Source organism: Streptacidiphilus rugosus AM-16 (assembly GCF_000744655.1).
Classification (GTDB): domain Bacteria; phylum Actinomycetota; class Actinomycetes; order Streptomycetales; family Streptomycetaceae; genus Streptacidiphilus; species Streptacidiphilus rugosus.
This window is the reverse complement of record NZ_JQMJ01000004.1, coordinates 5,856,809-5,872,147: the sequence shown is the minus strand read 5'-3', so window position 1 is coordinate 5,872,147 and position 15,339 is coordinate 5,856,809. Positions and strand designations below refer to the sequence as shown.

The window sequence follows — 15,339 nt, the reverse complement described above, 5'->3', positions numbered from 1 at the left end:
GTCACCCCGCCGCGGCTTCGGCCGCCGGGGTGGCGGGCGTCGGCTTCATGGTGGGCGTGGCGTCGGGCGTCGCGTCGGGGGCGGTGGCGCCGGTGGGGGTCGTGCCGGAGCCGCGCAGCACCCGCCATCCGAGCAGTGCGGTGAGCGCGAGGCCGACCCCGGAGACGGAGAATCCCGCCCGCGCACCGGCGTGCTCGATGACGGCCGCCACCAGGAAGCCGGTCAGCGGCACCGTTCCCGGCAGCGCCATGGACCACAGGCCCATCACCCGGCCGCGCAGCTCCGGGGCGCAGCAGAGCTGGGCCAGGGTGTTGGCCGAGGCGATGAACCAGATCGAGGTCAGTCCGGTCAGCGCCATCGCCGCGAACGCCGCGGCCGGCACCGGGGCCCAGGCCGTGAGCAGGACGGACGCCCCTGTCGCCAGCGCCAGGGCACGGACCCTGCGCCCGGTGGGCACCGGAGCCCCGGCTGCCAGCAGCGCGCCGGGAAGCCCGCCGACGCCGAACGCCGCCATCAGCGCCCCGTAGCCGCCGCCCCCCAGATGCAGTGCCCGCTCGGCGAGTGGCGGGAGGGCCAGGCCCATGGTGAACAGCACGCCGGAGGCCGCCGCCATCGGCAGCAGCACCCGCAGCAGCGGGATGCGCCACGCGAAGCCGAGAGAGGCGCGGACACGGCCCTGCTTCCGGGTGGACCCTCCGGTGGGAGGCGGGGCGGGGGACGTACCCGTCGGGCCCGGGTTGGTAGGGGCGGGGTCGGTCATGGTGGGGCTGGTCGGGGTGGGCCGGGGTTGTGCGGGGTCGGTCGGGGCGGGACGCTCGACGGTGGGCCGCATCCGCCGCAGCACGGTGAGCGGGGCGAGGTAGCAGAGCGCGTTGACCAGGAAGCACCAGGTCGATCCGGCGGCCGCCAGCAGTGCGCCGCCGGCCGCGGGGCCGATCACGCGGGAGGCGTTGAGCGCGACCTCCCACAGTCCGACGGCGCTCGCGACGGCGTCCTCGCCGACCAGGTCGACGACGAACACCTGCCGCGCGGGGCCGTCGACCGAGGAGACGACCCCGTAGCAGGCGGCGATCCCGAGGATCGACCAGAGCCGCAGCCCGCCGAGCGCGTCGAGCGTGCTGAGCACCAGGCCGAGGGCGAGCATCAGCGTCTGGGTCACCAGCAGCAGCCGGCGGCGGTCCCGCCGGTCCACCAGGCCGCCGGCCCACGGGCCGAGCAGCAGCAGCGGTCCCCAGGAGCAGACGGTCAGCGCGCTGAGCCAGAACGCGTCCCCGGTCTGCTGCAGTACCACCCAGGAGAGCGCGACGCCCTGCGTCATCGCCCCGGAGGCCGAGGTCACCTGCCCCGCGAACCACCAGCGGAAGTCCCTGCGCCGCAGCGCCGCCCCGACCCGTGCGCACGCGCCCCGGATTCCGAAGTCCACCGACACCGGCACCGGCCCCCTCTCGATTGGACTAGACCTTATAGCCTCCAGACAAGTGTGACGTAGGTCACATTGCTGCTCGGGATTTCTGGGGAGTCCCTCCCCGTTTAGTAGATTGAATGGAAAGCGGGGATCGGATCCCCGCTTACACTGGAGCGAACGTCCCGGATGGACGTTCCCCGATGGACGTTCCGAGGCTCGACCCGAAAGGAGTGCTCGTGGTCCAGGCACCAGTCACCGACAAGTCCGCGGTCGCGGGCCTCCGTCAGCGGGCCGACGCGGCGCGCAACCGGGCCCGCATCATCGACGCGGCCCAGGACGCCTTCATCGAGCAGGGCGCGGACGTGCCCCTCGACGAGGTCGCCAAGCGCGCCGGTGTCGGCAACGCCACCGTCTACCGTCACTTCCCCGATCGCCGCGCGCTGGTGCGCGGCGTGGTGCTCGCGGTCATGGAACGCGCCATCAGCGTGGCCACGCAGGCCCTCGCGGAGGAGGCGGACCCCTTCGAGGCTCTCAGTCGGCTCGTGCACGACGCCGTCAACTGGAAGATCGGCGCCCTGTGCCCGATGCTCTCCGAGTGGACCGACCTGGACGAGCCCGAGATCTTCGCCACGCGTGAACGGCTGGACGCTGTCGTCTGCGCCATGATCGTCGGCGCACAGCAGGCCGGAACGCTGCGCACCGACGTCGGCAGCGACGACATCATGATGGCGGTCGCCCAGCTGGTCCGGCCCTTCCCGGGCGCCGGATACGACAGTCTGCAGCCCTTCGTCCACCGGCACCTGCAACTGCTGCTCGACGGCCTGCGAGCCCCCGCTCGCACGCCGCTGCCCGGCGGTCCGCAGACGCTGGAGGACGTCCGCCGCGAATGCATCCTCGCGGCCTCGCGACGTGAGACCCGGCAATGAGGCCGGCCCGCCGCTGAAACCGTCCCCCCCGACCCTCGTGAACGACCCAGCGCCCGAAGCGACTTGAGTACGCCCACGGCCGCCTTCACCACGTCCGACGATCGGTCCGAAGACCGGCCCGAAGACATTGTTCGACCATGTTTGAACACGTTCGACCACGCTTGAACACGCCGCACCGTCAGAGTTCACACGCCCTGCCGCACACCTACGGGGATACCGTCATGCCTGAATCCGTCACGGACAAGCCCGATCTCGAGAAGTCACAGCTTCAGAGGTCACAGCTGAACGACTCGCAGCCCGACCCGCAGCGCTGGAAGGCGCTCATCTTCATCGCCATCGCCCAGCTGATGGTGGTGCTGGACGCCACGGTCGTGAACATCGCACTCCCGCACGCCCAGCACGACCTGCACATCTCGGACGCCAACCGCCAGTGGGTGATCACCGCCTACAGCCTGGCCTTCGGCGGTCTGCTGCTCTTCGGCGGTCGTCTGGCGGACCTGTGGGGCGTCGCAAGACCTTCATCGTCGGGCTGATCGGCTTCGCCCTCGCGTCCGCCATCGGCGGCGCGGCGGTCAACTCCGGCATGCTGCTCGGCGCACGTGCGCTCCAGGGCATCTTCGGCGCCCTGCTGGCCCCCGCGGCCCTGTCGCTGCTCGCCGTCACCTTCACCGAGGCGAAGGAGCGCGCGACGGCGTTCGGCATCTTCGGCGCCATCGCCGGCGCGGGCGGTGCGGTCGGTCTGCTCCTGGGCGGCGCGCTGACCCAGTACGCCAACTGGCGCTGGGCGCTGTACGTCAACATCATCTTCGCGGTGGTGGCGGTGGCCGGTTCGCTGGTCTTCGTCCACGAGCGCGAGAGCGAGCGCAACCACAACCGCCTCGACATCCCCGGTGTGCTGTTGGCCACCTCCGGCCTGGTCGCCCTGGTCTACGGCTTCACCAAGGCGGAGGAGTCCGGCTGGGGCTCCGGCATCACCATCGGCCTGTTCGTCGCCTCCGCGGTCCTGCTGGCGCTCTTCGTCTTCGTCGAGTCGCGTGTCAGCGCCCCGCTGCTGCCGCTCCGGGTCGTCGTCGACCGCAACCGCGGCGGCGCCTACCTCGGGCTGGGCCTGGCCATCATCGGCATGTTCGGCCTGTTCCTGTTCATGACCTACTACCTCCAGGGGATCAAGCAGTACTCCCCGGTCATGACCGGCGTCGCCTTCCTGCCCATGGTCGTCGGCATGATCACCGGCTCCACCCAGATCGGCACCAGGCTGATGACCCGCGTCCCGGCGCGCTGGCTGATGGGCCCCGGTCTGCTGGTCGCCTCGCTGGGCATGCTGATGCTCACGCAGATGCACGTCGACAGCAACTACTGGACGCTGATCCTCCCGGCCGAGTTCCTGCTGGGCCTGGGCATGGGCACCTCCTTCATGCCGGCCATGAGCCTGTCGACCTACGGCGTGCAGCCGCAGGACGCGGGTGTGGCCTCGGCGATGATCAACACCTCGCAGCAGGTCGGCGGCTCGATCGGCACCGCGCTGCTCAACACGATCGCGGCGAGCGCGACGGCGAGCTGGCTCGCCTCGAACCACCTGGCCAAGGGCACGCCGAACCCGCTCGCGGCGGTGCACGGCTACGACGTCGCGATCTGGTGGGCCGTGGGCATCATGCTCGTCGCCTCGGCGCTGGTCTTCCTGCTGGTCAACGCGGGCCGTCCCGACATGGGTCAGGCCGGCGGAGCCGGTGCGGACGCCGACGCCAACGCGATCCCGGTGATCGCCCACTGACGCATCGTCGGTCGCTCGTCGAGGCCCCCGCCCGCACCGTGTGCGAGCGGGGGCCTCGCGCGTTCCGCGGGAGTGGGCGCGGTGGCGTGGGCGGTGGTGGGCGGTGGCGCGTGGTGGCGTGCGCGGTGGACACGGCCGTGCATATTTCCGTTGCGGGGGCGACGTCCGGCATGGCTACATAGGCACAGCGACCGGACGTGACAGGCCGGTCCCCGGGGTGGTGGAGAGGAGGCAGTCCCATGCGGGTCGAGTTGCGACGCAGGCGTTTCATCAGCGCCGCCGCCTCCCTGCGGCGACGCCCCTCCACCGCCTGCGGCCGTCAGGGCTGACGCCCGCACGCGGATCCGGGCCCGGCGCCCGTGACGCCCGTGCTCTGCCGCTTCCACGCTTGTAGCCTGATCCCAGGAGAACCTTTCCCATGTCGTACACCGAAATTCCGGGCATCAACGTGCCCATCCGCATGTGGACCAACCCGGCCACGGTCGAGAGCCAGGCGCTGCAGCAGCTGCGCAACATCTCCTCGCTCCCGTGGATCCACGGACTGGCCGTGATGCCCGACGTCCACCTGGGCAAGGGCGCGACCGTCGGTTCCGTGATCGCAATGAAGGGCGCCGTCTGCCCGGCCGCGGTCGGTGTCGACATCGGCTGCGGCATGAGCGCGGTCAAGACCTCGCTCACCGCCCGTGACCTGCCGGACAACCTGAGCCGCCTGCGGTCCAGGATCGAGCAGGTCATCCCGGTCGGCCGGGGCCTGCACCGCGACCCGGTCGACCCCGGCCGGATCCACGGCTTCTCCGCGAGCGGCTGGGACGACTTCTGGTCCCGCTTCGACGGGCTCACCCCTGCCGTGAAGGCGCGCCGCGAGCGTGCCCTGCAGCAGATGGGCTCGCTCGGTTCGGGCAACCACTTCATCGAGGTGTGCCTGGACAAGTCAGGCTCCGTCTGGCTGATGCTGCACTCGGGCTCGCGCAACATCGGCAAGGAGCTCGCCGAGCACCACATGGGCGTCGCGCGCTCCCTTCCGCACAACCAGGGCCTGGTCGACCGCGACCTCGCGGTCTTCATCGCGGCCACCCCGCAGATGGAGGCCTACCGGGCCGACCTCTTCTGGGCCCAGGAGTACGCGAAGCGCAACCGCGCGGTGATGATGGCGCTGTTCCAGGACATCGTCCGGCGGGAGTTCGCCAAGGCGAGGGTCACCTTCGACCAGGTCATCTCCTGCCACCACAACTACGTGGCGGAGGAGACCTACGACGGCGAGGAGCTGCTCGTCACCCGTAAGGGCGCGATCCGCGCCGGCTCGGGGGACTTCGGGATCATCCCGGGTTCGATGGGCACCGGCTCCTACATCGTCAAGGGCCTGGGGAACGCCGCGGCGTTCAACTCGGCCTCGCACGGAGCGGGTCGGAAGATGTCCCGCTCGGCGGCGAAGCGCACGTTCGGCGTGCGGGACCTGGAGGAGCAGACGCGGGGCGTGGAGTGCCGTAAGGACTCCGGCGTCGTGGACGAGATCCCGGGCGCGTACAAGCCGATCGAGAAGGTCATGGCCCAGCAGACCGACCTGGTCGAGGTCGTGGCCCAGCTGAAGCAGGTCGTCTGCGTCAAGGGCTGACAGACGCCACGCACACGGATGCGGGCGCGAACCGCGAGGGTTCGCGCCCGCATCCGTGTCGTCCTGGGCGGCAACATTGAGCCGAGCTGAGCCGAGCCGAGCCGAGCTGAGCCGAGCCGAGCCGAGCCGAGCTGAGGTGCGGAGATGGCGGAAGAAGTCCTGTGGGAGCGTGACCTGCACCAGCGCGGTTCCGGAAGTGCGCTGGCCGTCGCCGACGGCTGCGTGGTCGTCCACGAGCGCTGGACCCGGCTGGTCTGCCTGGACCTGTCGGACGGCAGCGTTCGCTGGGACGTCCCCTTCGGCCTGTGGCCCCGTGCCGTGGCGGTCACCGGTGACCGATGCTTCGGCATCGCGCAGAACATCGACGCGCTCACCTGCTGGGACGTGCGTTCGGGCGCTGTCCTGTGGAACCTCCCGCTGTCCCGCTTCACGGGCTACATCACCGCCACCGAGGACACCGTTCTGATCGGGGGCTGGCGCGGATACACCGATCTGACGGCGCTGGACTCGGAAACCGGGCGGCTTCGTTGGAGCAGGTCAGGCCGCCCTGCCACCGTCCGTCCTTTCGCTCACTGCGGGGGAGTGCTGATCGGCGCCCCTGGCAGCTCGGAAATGAGCCTGCTGGACGTCCACGACGGCAGCGAACGGGGCCACTGGACCCTCCCGGAACCGCTCTGGTCGGCGGATCACGCGCGGATCTTCGCCCTCGGCGGACCGGGGCGGGTCCTTGTCCAGTCGGGTCGGCGAACCGTCGTCGAACTCCGGCTGGGCACCGACGAGATCCGCACGCTGGCACGGCACGACAGCGATCTCACGCCTGCCGGCGCACGATTGGTAGGCGGGCTGTTGTGGCTGACGGACGCCAAGGGCGGTACCGCCTACGACGCCGCCGACGGGCACCTCCTGTGGCGGGTCGACATCGGCCAGTGGTTGGCACCGGGAATCGTCCCGGCCGGCCCCGAACTGCTCATCGGGGGCGACCAGGGCACCTTGCTCCGGCTGGACCACGACGGCCGCACCGTCCGGCGCACGTCGGTGAGCCGCCGCATCGCGGGCGTGCACGCAGCCGGTCCGGTCGAGGCGCCTGACGTGGCTCTGGTGGTCACTCGCGGCACTTTGATGGCGATTCGGATCGGGGAGTGAGCGCGGTGGGTGAGCGCGGTGGGTGAGGCGGTAAAGGCCGTGTGAGCTGGGGGTTTTCACTCTTGTGAGTGATGGTGTGGGGCTTGGTGGGGTGTCATAATTGTTCTATGGACGCCTCGATGTTCGGGGGCGGGTGTGAAGACGGAGATGCGTCCATGGGTGAGGTGTTTTCCGCCTCGCTGGGGGACGTGTTCCGTGCGGATCCCCTGACTCCCTCAAGCTCCCGCCAGGCCCGTGCTGCGAGCACGGAGCCGCTGCGGACCCTGCCCGCCTCGTGCATGACGTTCCTGGCCGCGTTGGCGGCGGAGGACGACGACACCCTGTGTGCGGCCGGTGCCCCGTTCCAGGCCGAGCAGCTCCTCGCGCTGGTCCGCTTCGAGGAGATGGTCGGGGCGGAGCTGGCGCGTCGGGTGGCGGTGTTCGACCGCACGGGTGCGGTGGCCGCCACGCGTTCCCGGACCGTGAAGGGGTTCCTGCAGACGCACGGCCAGTTGAGCGACCGGGCGGCGAAGCAGCTCGTCGAGCGGGCCCGCCGCCTGGACACCCTGCGCACCGTCCGCACCGCCCTCACCGACGGGGAACTCTCGGCCAGTCAGGCGGAGGTCATCGCCCACGAGATCACCGACGTGGAGGACCCGCAGGCCCGCGCCCAGGCCGAAGAACTCCTGGTCGGGCAGGCGAAGGAACTCCACCTGGGGCAGCTGAAGCAGGCGGCCCGGCAGGTTCGCGCCCATCTGGTGGAGGAGCAGGAGCCGGCGGTGAAGGATGCCCCGGCGCTGTTCCGGTCCACGGCGAGGCTGTCGCAGACCGGCACGAGCGATGACCCGTTCTGGGTGCTGACGGCGGAGCTGTCGGCGGTGGCGGGGGAGAAGCTGCGTGTGGCGCTGGAGGCGGCGATGGGCACCCCCGTGGAGGGGGAGACCCGGACGCATTCGGAGCGGATGGGCGACGCCCTCGAAGCCGTCGCCGACCTGGCGCTGGGTTGCGACAAGCTGCCCACCACCGGTGGTCAGCGCCCCCACTTCACGGTCATCGCGGACCTGGACGCGCTGCGGGAGGAGTGCCCCGCCCACCCCACCTTCACCGACGACGACCCCGAAGGGTCCCCGGCCGACGACGATGTGTCGGGGTTGCTGCACCCGGTCGGTGTCGCCACCTCCACGCGGGGGTTCCATCTTCCGCGGTGGCAGGCCCGCAAGGAGTCCTGCGACTGCCAGCTCCGCGTCATCCTCACCAAGGGCCAGGGCAAGCCGGTCTCCATCGGCCGCGCCACCCGCACCGTCCCCGCGCACCTGCGGGACGCGGTCATCGCAAGGGACCGGCACTGCGTCTGGCCCGGCTGCACCCGCCCGCCCACCTGGTGCGAGGCCCACCACCTGACCCACTGGGCCGACGGCGGCCACACCAGCCTCGACAACCTGGCCCTGCTCTGCGGGGAACACCACACCGACCTCCACCACACCGGCTGGGAACTCGAAATGAGCAACGGCAGACCCACAGCCGTCCCGCCCCCGGACACACCCCCACCCCCCAACACCCGCTACCCCCGCTGAACAACCCCACAACGTGCCGATGAGCCGCCCACCCGGCGGCCCATCGGCACGCCCACACGCATGCCCGCTTACGAATAGCGCAGGCTCGCCGGCCAGATCCGCTCCCACGGTTGCTTCTGCCCCGTGCACACCTGCACCGTCCGGCCTTGCTCCTGGTTGTCGACCCCGAGCCCGTTGTCGAAGTGCGCGGCGACGATGCAGGAGGTCCAGTACTGGGCCAACCCGCCCGGTGGGAAGCCCACGGCGATGGTCGTGGCGGACAACCCGACCGGGTGCCCGAAGCGGGCGTAGCCGTTCTGGTCGGCGTAGGGGGTGGGGAGGCCGAGAGCGGGGCCGTAGTGGGCGAGGGCGCCGGCCTCGCCGTAGTTCTCGGCGACCAGGGTGGCGCCGGGATGGGCGCGGTAGACGGTGGCCACGGTGGCGGCGAAGCGTGGCCAGCCGATGGTCTCGGCGTTCTGAGCGTTGAGGCCCATGAGGTGGCGGTAGACGGGCACCGGCAGGACCGGTGGGCCCGTGGCCAGGGCGATGAGGGCCCCGATCGTCGCCGTCACCACGAAGGTCGTGCGCAGGCGGGGCCAGCGTTCGGCCAGCCAGACCGCGCCCGCGGCCAGCAGCAGGGGGTACCAGCCGGCCGGGTAGTACCGCTTGCCGCCGGTCACCAGGACCAGGGCGAGGGACAGCAGGAAGGCGTACGCGAGCAGTCGGTACCGTTGGTCCGCGCGGAGGCGGAACCAGCCGAGGATCCAGATCCAGCTCAGCGTCGTGCCCGCCTCGAACTGGAACGGGATGAGCTGGATCCGTTCGTCCCAGCTGGAGATGTGACGGGCCATCCGGAACTCCGGCAGTCCGTGGGTGGCCTGCCAGATCAAGTCCGGCGACGCGATGAGCAGGGCCAGGATCGCGCCGCCCCAGAGCGCCCGCCTGCGCAGGAGTTCGCCCTGGCCGGTGAGGGGAGCGGCCAGGAGCAGCGCGAGGGCGAGCAGGACGATCAGGTTGTTGTTGAGCATGCCCAGCCCGGCGGCCGCGCCGATGGCGTACCAGAGCCGGTCGTCCCTGGTCCGGAGGTAGCGCAGCACGAGCCAGATGATGAGAGCCCAGAAGAAGAAGTCCGGCGTTGCCGTGACGAAGAGGTGCCCGCCGAAGAGTACGAGGATGTTGCAGCAGGCGGCGATCGCGGCCAGTCCTTGGGCGCGCCGCGATCGGACCGGGTCGTCGCCCGCCAACTCCCGGGCGCAGAGGGCCGCGAGAAATGCGAGTCCGAGGGCGAAGAGCATCGGTGCGACGCGGATCACCTCCACCGAGTCGCCGCCGATCACGGTCTCCAGTCGGATGATCAGCGGCACCAGGGGCGGCTGGTCGTCGTAGCCGAAGGCGAGATGGCGGCTCGCGGCGAGAAAGTACAGCTCATCGCGGTGGTAGCCGTAGCGGCCCGCGGTGGCGAGCAGGACCGCGGTGGCGAGCAGCAGCGGTGGTGCGATCCGGGCCCAGGCGAGTCTCGGGGTCACCTCGTCAGGGTGACAGCCTCGCGCGGTTGTGTGAATGGAGCGGTCGAAACGGTGTGGAGCAGAGGCCTTGGGGCATGCTGATGGTCAACAGCAGCCCTGTCGGACGACGGGACGACGGTACAGCGCGCGACACGAGGAGCCAGAGCGATGCCGGTGGTGAGCGGCCTGCGGTACGGGTCGGGGGCCAAGTTGCTGGATGTCCATGTGCCGGAGGACGAGCCGAAGGGGACGGTTCTCCTGTGGCACGGACGCGGCCCGCAGGAGCGGGACGTGCTGGGGGCGTTGGCAGAGGAGGCGTCGGCGCAGGGCCTGCTCGTCGTCGTGCCGGACTGGCGTTCCGACGCCGAGGACGGCGGCTGGGCGCACCTGCGTGGCTCGGTCGAGTTCGTCCGGCAGCGCGTCGCCGACTGGGGCGGGGACGCGGAGCGGGCGGTGCTCGCCGGATGGTCGCTCGGGGCGCGGACGGCGCTGGCGACGACGCTGCGACCGGCCGCGTGGGACGGGTGGCGTCCGGCGGCCGTGGTCGGGATCGCGGGCAACTACCTCACCTCCAGCGATCCCCGGATGGGGCCTCCGGCCTGCGAGGATCTGCTGGTGACGGAGGAGCCGCCGATTCCGGTGCAGTTGGTGCACGGTACGGCCGACGCGGTCGTCGACGTCCGCTGCTCACGGGAGTTCGCGGCCGCGTTGGAGCAGCACGACTGGCCGGTCGTCTACACGGAGACGCCGACCGATCACGCGGGCGTGGTGATGGCGGAGTACGCGCCGGAGCTGAAGCGCTGCCGGCCCGCCCTCGCGGGACACGCCCACGAAGGCGGGATGACGACCGTGCGCGTGTTGGTTGACGCGGCGGCGACCATTGCCGCGGTGGCCGCCTGAGCGACCGTCCGAGGACGACCCTCCGCAGGCGGCCGTCGGCACCCCGCCGATGGGGCACCCGCCGTCGACCGACCCCCGCCGTCGTTCAGCCGACGGCGGAGCTCGCGGCCGCGCCGGCTTCGGCGGTGTTCTCCTCGGACTCCGTGACCGCGCGCTGGCCCGGGATGGGCAGGCTCGTCGGAGGGGTGAGCAGGTGGCTGGGGCCGAGCGCCGGGTAGGGCGTGGAGATCAGCGTGTAGTCGTCGCCGAGGCGGTGGACGGCGAGGTCGCCCGGGTGCTCGTCGAGGGCCAGGAGCATCGCGGCCCACGGGAGGTTGAGGCCGCAGCGGGACACCTGGTGCAGGCCGCCGGAGGGGCGCGTGTTGATGTCGAGCAGCACCGGGACCCCGCCGTGGTGCCGGAACTGGATGTTCGTCAGGAACGACAAGCCGAAGGTCTCCGCGAGCAGTTGTGCGGGTTCCAGGTAGGCGCTGTCGAGCGTGAACCCGCGTCGGCGTCCGTCCTTGGTGCGGCCGACGGCGGCGCGCAGGCTTCCGTCGGGGGCGCCGAGGCAGTCGACGGAGACTTCGGGGCCGGCCAGGTGCGGCATGACCAGCCAGTCGACCGGATGTGACCGGCCGTCGGCCTCGGCCGCCTCCAGGGCCTGCACCACGTGGTCCAGGGTGACGTGCCAACTCGGCGAACCGGCCAGCCGGGAGAGGTTGAAGGGCGTCCGGGTCAGGACTCGGAAACCCTCGCCGCCCGCGCCGGTCACGGGCTTGAGGCAGGGGGTGTCGCCCGCCGCCTCGATCTGCTCGACCGCGGCGACCAGTCCGGCGGCGTCGCGGACCCGCCACCAGGGCGGCACGGGCAGTCCGGCCTCGGCGAGGGCCAGATAGGCGGCGGCCTTGTCGGCGAAGAGTTCGATGGCCTCGGCGGGCGGGGTGAGCACGGTGGTGCCGAGTTCGGCGAAGTCCTCTCGCCGGAGCGCGACGGCGTGCTGGTGCAGGCGGGGGAGGAAGAGTTGAATGCCGTGCCGGGCGCAGTGGTCGAGGGCGAACTCGACGTAGGCGGCGGCGGAGAGGCCGTCGGGTTCGAGGCCGGGGACGTCTGCCGCGCGGAGGACGGGCGAGTCGGGATCCACATGGGTGGCGTGAACGGTGACGGGCCGGCCGTCGGGGTTGGACCGAAGCAGGCCGATGAAGAAGGCGTTCTCCGCGTAGGTGCGGTTCAGCCAGATGCGCAGGGAGTCGTTCACGCAGGTCTCCGGGACGAAGGCCGAAAGCGGATATGGGGTCCGACCGGGGGCGCTCCGCGCGGGTCGTGGGCGTATCAGATCACGTGGGGAGGGGGTAGCGCGAGTGCGGGGACGCGCGGGAGTTCAGGCGTCATCGGGCGTTAACACGGAGCGCGTACACACGTGCGTGTCGAGCTGCCTCGGGAGGGGCGCGCGGCATGTTGCGGGGCGTGCGGGGGAGCCTTCGGAAGCGGCTGGGCGAAGGAATTCGTGACTACTGCTCCCAATCGAGAGCGGTGCTCTTGACGGGAGGCATTCGCGGCGCGCACACTGTTCTTGTTCGAGAGCACTGCTCTCGAAAACGATTCCCGGCCCAGTGCGATCAGTTTGAGGAGCACACCGTGATACCCAAGCCGCTGCACTACTTCAACGAGGGACTCGCCTTCGCCCTGGAGCTGGTGGCGCTCGGCGCACTGGCGTGGTGGGGGTTCCACACCGGCTCCGGCATCCTGGTGCACCTGCTCCTCGGCCTCGGTGCTCCGGCGGTGATGGCGTGGAGCTGGGGGATGATCGCGGCCCCGCGGGCGAAGTACAAGATCGCACTGCCGCTGGTGATCGTCTTCAAGGTGCTGGTCTTCGTGCTCTCGAGTGCGGCGGTGTACGCGACCGGCTCGCACACCTTCGCACTGGTCTTCGGTGTGGTCGCCCTGCTCAACACCGCCGTCGCCACGGCCGACCGCGAGGCGATGACCCGTCAGCGCGACACCCAGTCCGACTGATCCGGTCTGCCTCGTCCGGCGCACCTGGCCCGACGTGTCCCACCCGGCCGGAGGCGCGGGGGCCATAGGCCCTCGCGCCTCCGGTGGTCGGGTCAGGCGCGGGCGAAGTCCTCTTCCCAGAACTCGAGTTCGCCGCGGACCGGGGTCTCGCCGCCGTGGAGCTCACCCTCGCGACCGCGCAGTTCGACACGTCGGATCTTGCCGGAGACGGTCTTCGGCAGGTCGGCGAACTCCAGCCGCCGGACCCGCTTGTAGGGCGCGAGCCGCTCCCTGGCGAAGGCGAGGATCGCCCGGGCCGCGTCCGCGTCGGGCTTCGCGCCGGGAACCAGGACGACGTAGGCCTTGGGGACCGAGAGCCGCACCGGGTCCGGGGAGGGCACCACGGCCGCCTCGGCGACGAGCGGGTGTTCGATCAGCACGCTCTCCAGCTCGAACGGTGAGATGCGGTAGTCCGAGGACTTGAAGACGTCGTCCGTCCGCCCGACGTAGGTGAGATAGCCGTCGGCGTCCCTGAAGGCGACGTCGCCGGTGTGGTAGAAGCCGCCGGCCGTCGCCTCGGCCTGGCGTTCGGGGTCCTGCTGGTAGCCCGTCATCAGGCCCAGCGGCGCGCTGTCGGGGGTGGTCCCGGTCAGGGGGAGGCAGAGCTCGCCCTCCGCGCCTGGCTCGGTCACGACCACGCCGGTCACCGGCTCGACCAGGGCCACCTCGTAGCCGGGCAGCGGCACGCCCATCGAGCCCGGCTTGACGGTGAGACCGGGCGGGTTGCCGACCTGGGCGGTGGTCTCGGTCTGCCCGAAGCCGTCGCGGAGGGTGACGTCCCAGGCCGCGCGCACCCGCTCGATGATCTCGGGGTTGAGCGGTTCGCCCGCGCCCACGAGTTCCCTGATCGGCGGCTTCCACTGGGCGAGGTCCTCCAGCACGAGCATGCGCCAGACGGTCGGCGGCGCACAGAAGGAGGTCACCGCGTGGCGGACCATCGCGTCGAGCAACGGACGGGCGGAGAAGCGCGGCTGATTGACCACCAGGATCTCCGCTCCCGCGTTCCACGGGGCGAAGAAGTTGCTCCACGCGTGCTTGGCCCAGCCGGGCGACGACACGTTGAGGTGCACGTCGCCAGGGCGCAGGCCGATCCAGTACATGGTCGAGAGGTGGCCGACCGGGTAGGACCGGTGGGTGTGCTGGACCAGTTTGGGGCGGCTGGTGGTGCCGGAGGTGAAGTAGAGGAGCAGCGGGTCCTCGGCGCGGGTCGGGCCGTCCGGGGTGAAGCCGACGCCGTCCGCGGCGAGGGGGCCGTCGTCCGAAGGGTCGGGGTAGGGCAGCCAGCCGGGAACCGGCTCGCCGACCGCGACGCGGGTCCAGTCCCCGCCGACGGAGGCGAAGCCTGAGGTCAGGCCCGACTCGGCGATCACGTGCCGGACGTCGCCGCGGGAGACGCGGTCGGCCAGGTCCTCGGCGGAGAGCAGCGTGCTGGCCGGGATCACGACCGCGCCGAGCTTGATCGCGGCCAGCATCACCTCCCAGAGCGGCACTTGGTTGCCGAGCAGCAGCAGGATCCGGTCGCCGCGGGTGACGCCGAGCCCGCGCAGCCACCCGGCCACGCGGTCCGAGCGGGTGCTCAGCTCGGCGAAGCCGAGGGCCGTCGCGGCGGTCTCCCGGCCGTCCGGCGCGAGGTCGACGACCCGCAGTGCGATGCGGTCGTTGCCCCTGGCCTCGACGTCGAACCAGTCCAGGGCCCAGTTGAAGTGCTCGGCGTGGGGGCGTGGGAAACGGCGGGCGCCGGCGATGTCGCCGCGGTGGGCGAGGAGATGGTCCCGTGCGGCGCGGAACTCCGCGGACGCGGATCCCTCCGGCCTCCGGTCGGGCGTGTCTGCCAGGTCCATTGCTTCTCCTCCCGAGGGGCCGCACCGGCCGGACACACCGTTCCAGCCGACCGCGGGCCGGTCAAGCACGCAACGCCGAGGCCGGTAACGCAAAGGGCCGCGCCGCTCGGAGGGAGCGACGCGGCCCTCTGCGGACTGCGTGTGCACGGGTGCAGTGATGGGACGGGCCCGCGGGTCAGGCGGCGGGCAACTCGTCCAGGCCCTCGGAGACCAGCTTCGCGAGGCGGTCCAGCGCGGCGTCGGCGCCTTCGGCGTCGGAGGCGAGCACGACCTCCTCGCCCGCCTGGGCACCCAGGCCCAGCAGGGCCAGCATCGAGGCGGCGTTGACGGGGTCGCCGCCGTTCTTGGCGATGGTCACCGGAACGCCCACGGCGCCCGCGGCGCGGACGAAGACGGAGGCGGGACGGGCATGCAGGCCCTCGGGCCATCCGATGGTGACGCGGCGCTCTGCCATGGTGCGTGCCTTTCGCGAGGTGCAGGTTCAATCGGACAACTCAGGATATTCGGCGCTTTCTGCGCCCTGCCGGTCCGCCCGGGCCCCGATGTTGTCTAGACCATTCTCGCACGGTCTCCGCCGCATCGCGGCGTTCGCAGCCGGTCGGACGCAACTCAGGCCTTTCATCCCGCCCTTCCGCTCATGTCGTCGACGACCTCGCCGGCCGTGTGGTGA

General features: G+C 71.3%; 11 protein-coding genes and 1 pseudogene. 7 read left to right on the top strand and 5 right to left on the bottom strand.

All coding sequences use genetic code 11. From position 1 onward, the window contains the following. Position 1: 1 nt before the first annotated feature. The gene (locus BS83_RS35700) at positions 2-1,423 is read right to left on the bottom strand and encodes an MFS transporter (RefSeq protein ID WP_232248603.1); all 1,422 of its coding nucleotides are present in this window, start codon (positions 1,421-1,423) and stop codon (positions 2-4) included. Between the two features lie 218 nt (positions 1,424-1,641). Here BS83_RS35700 and BS83_RS35695 point away from each other — a divergent pair, with 218 nt between their 5' ends. The 5 genes and pseudogenes from BS83_RS35695 (at position 1,642) to BS83_RS42555 (ending at position 8,410) form a co-directional block, all read left to right on the top strand. Then, the gene (locus tag BS83_RS35695) at positions 1,642-2,331 is read left to right on the top strand and encodes a TetR/AcrR family transcriptional regulator (protein ID WP_051944640.1); all 690 of its coding nucleotides are present in this window, start codon (positions 1,642-1,644) and stop codon (positions 2,329-2,331) included. A 221-nt stretch (positions 2,332-2,552) separates the two neighbouring features. Then, a pseudogene (locus tag BS83_RS35690) lies at positions 2,553-4,102 on the top strand (MFS transporter). Positions 4,103-4,520: 418 nt separating this feature from the next. Then, positions 4,521-5,714, top strand: a complete 1,194-nt coding sequence (locus tag BS83_RS35685) for an RtcB family protein (RefSeq protein ID WP_037607455.1) — start codon at positions 4,521-4,523, stop codon at positions 5,712-5,714. Between the two features lie 144 nt (positions 5,715-5,858). Then, entirely contained in the window at positions 5,859-6,857 is a 999-nt protein-coding gene (locus BS83_RS35680) for an outer membrane protein assembly factor BamB family protein (protein WP_037607454.1), read from the top strand. 155 nt (positions 6,858-7,012) lie between these two features. After that, entirely contained in the window at positions 7,013-8,410 is a 1,398-nt protein-coding gene (locus BS83_RS42555; protein ID WP_198035379.1) for an HNH endonuclease signature motif containing protein, read from the top strand. A 68-nt stretch (positions 8,411-8,478) separates the two neighbouring features. Here BS83_RS42555 and BS83_RS35670 read toward each other — a convergent pair whose 3' ends face one another. Then, the gene (locus BS83_RS35670; RefSeq protein WP_051944634.1) at positions 8,479-9,915 is read right to left on the bottom strand and encodes a glycosyltransferase family 39 protein; all 1,437 of its coding nucleotides are present in this window, start codon (positions 9,913-9,915) and stop codon (positions 8,479-8,481) included. A 147-nt stretch (positions 9,916-10,062) separates the two neighbouring features. Here BS83_RS35670 and BS83_RS35665 point away from each other — a divergent pair, with 147 nt between their 5' ends. Further along, positions 10,063-10,794, top strand: a complete 732-nt coding sequence (locus tag BS83_RS35665) for an alpha/beta hydrolase (protein WP_037607453.1) — start codon at positions 10,063-10,065, stop codon at positions 10,792-10,794. A gap of 85 nt (positions 10,795-10,879) precedes the next feature. On the opposite strand, the gene BS83_RS35660 is transcribed toward BS83_RS35665, so the two are convergent. After that, positions 10,880-12,031 (bottom strand): ATP-grasp domain-containing protein, encoded by a 1,152-nt coding sequence (locus tag BS83_RS35660; protein ID WP_037607452.1) that lies wholly within the window; start codon positions 12,029-12,031, stop codon positions 10,880-10,882. Between the two features lie 380 nt (positions 12,032-12,411). Between BS83_RS35660 and BS83_RS46835 the strand changes: the two genes are divergently transcribed. Further along, positions 12,412-12,789, top strand: coding sequence for a YrdB family protein (locus BS83_RS46835; RefSeq protein WP_232248602.1), 378 nt, complete (start codon positions 12,412-12,414; stop codon positions 12,787-12,789). Between the two features lie 92 nt (positions 12,790-12,881). Here the strand turns inward: BS83_RS46835 and BS83_RS35650 are convergent, their stop codons facing one another. Next, the gene (locus BS83_RS35650) at positions 12,882-14,669 is read right to left on the bottom strand and encodes an AMP-binding protein (protein WP_037607451.1); all 1,788 of its coding nucleotides are present in this window, start codon (positions 14,667-14,669) and stop codon (positions 12,882-12,884) included. Between the two features lie 175 nt (positions 14,670-14,844). Continuing rightward, positions 14,845-15,123: an HPr family phosphocarrier protein gene (locus BS83_RS35645; protein WP_037607450.1), complete on the bottom strand. Its 279-nt coding sequence runs from the start codon at positions 15,121-15,123 to the stop codon at positions 14,845-14,847. Positions 15,124-15,339 lie beyond the last annotated feature (216 nt).

Bases quoted from the DNA above. Each gene is read 5' to 3' on its own strand.
- BS83_RS35650 (WP_037607451.1), bottom strand. From the start codon at position 14,669: ATGGACCTGGCAGACACGCCCGACCGGAGGCCGGAGGGATCCGCGTCC.
- BS83_RS35665 (WP_037607453.1), top strand. From the start codon at position 10,063: ATGCCGGTGGTGAGCGGCCTGCGGTACGGGTCGGGGGCCAAGTTGCTG.
- BS83_RS35680 (WP_037607454.1), top strand. From the start codon at position 5,859: ATGGCGGAAGAAGTCCTGTGGGAGCGTGACCTGCACCAGCGCGGTTCC.
- BS83_RS35645 (WP_037607450.1), bottom strand. From the start codon at position 15,123: ATGGCAGAGCGCCGCGTCACCATCGGATGGCCCGAGGGCCTGCATGCC.
- BS83_RS35685 (WP_037607455.1), top strand. From the start codon at position 4,521: ATGTCGTACACCGAAATTCCGGGCATCAACGTGCCCATCCGCATGTGG.
- BS83_RS42555 (WP_198035379.1), top strand. From the start codon at position 7,013: ATGGGTGAGGTGTTTTCCGCCTCGCTGGGGGACGTGTTCCGTGCGGAT.